This window comes from Mesorhizobium sanjuanii, from assembly GCF_002529485.1.
GTDB lineage: Bacteria > Pseudomonadota > Alphaproteobacteria > Rhizobiales > Rhizobiaceae > Mesorhizobium > Mesorhizobium sanjuanii.
In genome coordinates, this window is sequence record NZ_NWQG01000286.1 from 1 (window position 1) to 4,423 (window position 4,423).

The window sequence follows — 4,423 nt, forward strand, 5'->3', positions numbered from 1 at the left end:
CCTGACGGCCGCGCTCCATGGAGCGGCGTTGCAGTCGCCCGCCATGATCGCGGTTTCGCCAAGCGAGGCCAGCGGCTCGGCCAATTCGCCGATCTGCCACGGTTGCTCACGCGGCCATGGCCAGCTGAGATGAATGGCGGCGACATCGAAGCCGATGCCGCCGAAATCGACGGTGGCGATAGCCATGGCGCCGCGCCGCTCGCAAAAGGGTTTGGTGCCGGCGGCAAAAGGCCGTCTGGAGAGCAGCGCTACCCCGAACACGCCATTGGGGTAGGGGCACAGGATCCGGTAGGGATAGGCGCTGGTGATATAGCCAAGCTCGGTCGTCCACATCTCCGAGACTTCTTCGAGAGTGATCACGTCGGGATTGGTCCGGCCGATCAGCGACAGCACCTTCTTCGGCGTCGGATTGTCGAAGCGCAAATTCATCTGCAACAGGCGGTAGACAGCCTGATCTCCGGGATAGACTGCCTGGTCGCTAGGCTTGGCTTCGTAGGCTGCCTGGACCGGCCACAGGCGCGGCAAGGGAAATGATGTGGTGGCGTAGGCGGCCACGGCAAAGACCAGCGCAGTCGCCGCCTGCAGGCGAAACGAGGTGGCGAGCAGCGGCAACGCGCACAGCGCCATCAGCACGGCAAGGTGGACGCGGAAATGCGCGAAGGAATCGAAAGCCGGATGCAGCGTACCGAAGAACCCGGCCACCAGCGCGGCCGAGAGTGCGAGCATTGCCAGGAATGTGGCCGAAATCATCATGTTTCGACTGCGTGCCATCCGCTTTGCTTATCGGCAGAAATGCGGCCCAATCAAGATGACGAAATGTCCACCTTCTATTGGAACGCCGTCTCCGAAAAGCTTCTGAGCTTGCGCGAATGCAGCCGCTCCATCGGCATCTCCGCCAGCTTTTCCATCGCCTTGATGCCGATGGTCAGGTGCTGCGCCACCTGCCGCTTGTAGAATTCGGTCGCCATGCCCGGCAGCTTCAATTCGCCATGCAGGGGCTTGTCGGAGACGCAAAGCAGCGTGCCGTAGGGCACCCGGAAGCGGAAGCCATTGGCCGCGATCGTCGCCGATTCCATGTCGAGCGCGATTGCCCGCGACTGCGACAGTCGCTGCACCGGCCCACGCTGGTCGCGTAGCTCCCAATTGCGGTTGTCGATGGTGGCGACCGTGCCGGTGCGCATGATGCGCTTGAGATCGTAGCCGGAAAGCCCGGTGACTTCGGCGACGGCCTCCTGCAGCGCCACCTGGATTTCGGCCAGCGGCGGGATCGGCACCCATACCGGCAGATCGTCGTCGAGCACATGGTCTTCCCTGACATAGGCATGCGCCAGCACATAGTCGCCCAGCGCCTGAGTGTTGCGCAGGCCGGCGCAATGGCCGAGCATCAGCCAGGCATGCGGCCTGAGCACGGCGATATGGTCGGTGATCGTCTTGGCGTTGGAGGGGCCGACGCCGATATTGACCATGGTGATGCCGCCATGGTTCGGCTTCTTCAAATGATAGGCCGGCATCTGCGGCAGGCGCGGCGCCGCCACACCTTCGCTGGGCGCGCCTTGTCCGGCCTTGGTGACGACATTGCCCGGTTCAACAAATTCCACATATCCATCACCGCCCTTCGCCATCAGGTCGCGGGCGCGGGCGACGAATTCATCGATATAGAACTGGTAGTTGGTGAACAGCACGAAGTTCTGGAAATGCTGCGGCGTGGTCGCGGTGTAGTGGGACAGCCGGTGCAGCGAATAGTCGATGCGTTGCGCCGTAAACGGCGCCAGCGGTCGTGTTTCACCGAACGCCACTTCGAACGTACCGTTGGCGATCTGGTCGTCGGTGCCGTCTAGATCCGGCACGTCGAACAGGTCGCGGATCGGCCGTCTGATGCGCTCGGCCGCCGCGCCGTCGACATGGGTGCCTTCGAGGAAGGCGAAATGCAGCGGAATGGGCGTCGTCGATTCCGAAACGGTGACCGAAACGCCGTGATTGCGCATGATCAGGCGAAGCTGTTCGGTGAGATAGCTCTCGAAAAGCGCAGGCTGGGTGACGGTGGTGGAGAAATGCCCCGGCGTCGGCATATGGCCATAGGCCTGGCGTGAGTCGATCTGGGTGAACGAACTCGTGGTGACGCCGATCTCTGGGTAGAAGGCCCGGTAGCGCTTGTTGCTGTCGCCGCCCGCCGCGAGTGCCGTGAATGAATCGCGCAGGAATTTGGTGTTGCGGTCGTAAAGCACCTGCAAGGCCGCGACGGCCTTCTTGGCATCGTTGAAGCTCTGCCGGCCGAAAGGCTCCGGCATGACGACCGATTCGATGGCTTGGGGATAGATTCGCTTTTCCATGACCCAATATAGAGGCTTGGCCATGCGGTTGGGAGGGGGTGTTGGCCAGAACGCGGCCAAAGCGTTGATTTTGTTCTCTGACGGTTCAAGGTGTGTTGAGATTCAGGTCAGGCCTGACCTGAATATCAGCACGCTTACCCGCGCCGCAGGCTGACCAGCAAAACAAAGCCGACTCCGTTCTTCTTCATTGCCGGCGCTTCGATCGTCGAGCCGGCATCGGCGCGCATCGTCGGCACCGCCAAAACCGGCGCCGAAAGCACCGTCAGGATAAGCGCCGCCCGCGGCAGGAGCCGAAGGGTTTTCAGGGCGTTGGCGACGATGCGGTTCATGGCTTTTGCTTTTGTCTCTCGAGGTCTCTGTCGGTTCAGCGGCGAAAATGGTTCACGCAACCGAACCGGCAGGAATTGGCCTGGTCCCAGGAGCGGGCCGAACGACCTGCCTCCGCGACGAGGATGGCGAAGAACATGCCGAACAGGCTCAGCAGCAGGCAGACGATGGTGAAGCGGCGGGCGAGCATTTGCGTGGTGTCTCCTTCAACACGCATGAAAATGCCCTGATGTGACTGAACCGGCTCTGATGCCGGCATTCATCTGCGGTTCAAATTGATTGACGTGGGACGCGCATCGGTTCGAGCTCCGATGCGTCAGGCGATGCAGATCGCCGATGAAATGAAAACGGGGCCAGCAAGGGCCCCGTCATCATGTCCTTCGAATGCGAACGATCAGAGCTTGTGCCAGATCTGGCTTTTGCAGATCAGCCCGCCGAGCACGCAGCCGCTCATCTTGAGCGAGGTGCCGGAAAGCGAGCCCTTGCCGGCATAGGTCCTGTCGGTCTCCGGGTCGGTTATGCTGCCCGCATATTTGTTGGCGCCGGACGCCTTGAGCGAACCGATGTGCTTGCCGGCAAATTTGCCCGACTTCAGCTTGATGGAGAATCCTCCTCCGCCGCCGGAGATGGCGGCGGTCGCGCCGGACTGCGTTTTCCAGTCGCCTTCGATCGGATCGGCCCACGCCGCGCCGGCCATGACTAATGTGGCCGCGAGGGCCAGGCTTGCTTTTCGAAACATATCTGTCCTCCCTTTGCGCACCCGGCCGGGTGTTCCGCCCCGCCGGTCTGCCTCTTACGCAAACGTAAGCTAATCCACCTCCCGGCGAAACAAAAGCGGTGCCGCTGCGGAAGACCCGAGCTTTTTCTCGATGCACCGAACCGGCCTTGCCAGCGAAGATATGAAACGATCGGCGTGTTGCCTTTGTCTCCCGTGGTTAGCGGAGTATTGATCCGCGCCACGCAAATTTTCGTCAAATTTGCCTGGAATCCGCGCGATTGCTGGCTTTGTATCCTTAACGAATTTCCGTGTTTACCTCTTGTTTTAGCTTTGTTTTCCTCAAATTAAGCACGCCATTTAACGACGGATTCAAGGCTCCGCTTCATTCTCGAAAGCATCGAAAGAGCAGCCGGCCCCAACGGACACCGGGGACAGAACGAGGCAGCTCTCGGGAGCCTGACAGGGGCCAGAACAGGGGATTGAAATGGCACGTTTTGAAATGCTTGAAGCCGGCTTCGGCGCCATGGGGGCAACTGCCCAGGCCGACATTCTTTTCGAACTGGGCATGATGTATGCGACCGGCCGCGATTGTGAGACCGACGTCGTTGCCGCCCACAAATGGTTCAACATCGCCGCCATCAAGGGCTCCGTCCGCGCCGCGGAACTGCGATCGGAATTGTCGGCGGCGATGTCGAAGGTCGAGATCGCCAGGGCGCTGCGTGAAGCCCGCGAATGGATGACGATGCACTGAGATCGCCAATCACACGCAGAGATATCGAAGACAGGGAAGCTCCGGGATCAAGGCCGCACAGACGGCCGGAACCGGTGGAATGACAAGGCCGCGCAAGACGGTCGACTATGAAGAACAAGAACGCGGCAGGCCGGCAAGGTCCAGTCATGCACGATAACGGGGACGGCGAGCAGGTTCGTCGGGCGCGGGGGCGCTTGGGACTGCTCCTGCGAGCAAGAAAGTCACGACCGGCCGGAACAAGGCTGGCGTGGCTTTTTGCGTTTCGAACCATGATCCCAAAAAGTGGAAACCGTTTTT

The 4,423-nt window shown here is 61.0% G+C and carries 6 protein-coding genes; 1 reads left to right on the plus strand and 5 read right to left on the minus strand.

Annotated features, from left to right (window positions below; all coding sequences use genetic code 11):
• From CN311_RS31005 to CN311_RS31020, 5 genes are all read right to left on the minus strand, one after another.
• A partial coding sequence (locus CN311_RS31005; protein WP_245440999.1) for an endonuclease/exonuclease/phosphatase family protein occupies positions 1-750 on the minus strand: 750 nt, incomplete at its 3' end.
• Positions 751-827: 77 nt separating this feature from the next.
• On the minus strand, positions 828-2,288 hold the full coding sequence (locus CN311_RS31010) for an AMP nucleosidase (protein ID WP_245441000.1): 1,461 nt from the start codon (positions 2,286-2,288) through the stop codon (positions 828-830).
• A 176-nt stretch (positions 2,289-2,464) separates the two neighbouring features.
• Positions 2,465-2,659, minus strand: coding sequence for a hypothetical protein (locus CN311_RS31015; RefSeq protein ID WP_008874855.1), 195 nt, complete (start codon positions 2,657-2,659; stop codon positions 2,465-2,467).
• Between the two features lie 35 nt (positions 2,660-2,694).
• Positions 2,695-2,874: a hypothetical protein gene (locus CN311_RS32365; RefSeq protein ID WP_133117295.1), complete on the minus strand. Its 180-nt coding sequence runs from the start codon at positions 2,872-2,874 to the stop codon at positions 2,695-2,697.
• Positions 2,875-3,051: 177 nt separating this feature from the next.
• The gene (locus CN311_RS31020; protein ID WP_097577387.1) at positions 3,052-3,396 is read right to left on the minus strand and encodes a DUF2147 domain-containing protein; all 345 of its coding nucleotides are present in this window, start codon (positions 3,394-3,396) and stop codon (positions 3,052-3,054) included.
• A 463-nt stretch (positions 3,397-3,859) separates the two neighbouring features.
• On the opposite strand from CN311_RS31020, the gene CN311_RS31025 reads away from it, so the two are divergent.
• Positions 3,860-4,126, plus strand: coding sequence for an SEL1-like repeat protein (locus tag CN311_RS31025; protein WP_006331108.1), 267 nt, complete (start codon positions 3,860-3,862; stop codon positions 4,124-4,126).
• Positions 4,127-4,423: the final 297 nt, after the last annotated feature.

Bases quoted from the DNA above. Each gene is read 5' to 3' on its own strand.
- CN311_RS31015 (WP_008874855.1), bottom strand. From the start codon at position 2,659: ATGAACCGCATCGTCGCCAACGCCCTGAAAACCCTTCGGCTCCTGCCG.
- CN311_RS31010 (WP_245441000.1), bottom strand. From the start codon at position 2,288: ATGCCGGAGCCTTTCGGCCGGCAGAGCTTCAACGATGCCAAGAAGGCC.
- CN311_RS31020 (WP_097577387.1), bottom strand. From the start codon at position 3,396: ATGTTTCGAAAAGCAAGCCTGGCCCTCGCGGCCACATTAGTCATGGCC.
- CN311_RS32365 (WP_133117295.1), bottom strand. From the start codon at position 2,874: ATGCGTGTTGAAGGAGACACCACGCAAATGCTCGCCCGCCGCTTCACC.
- CN311_RS31025 (WP_006331108.1), top strand. From the start codon at position 3,860: ATGGCACGTTTTGAAATGCTTGAAGCCGGCTTCGGCGCCATGGGGGCA.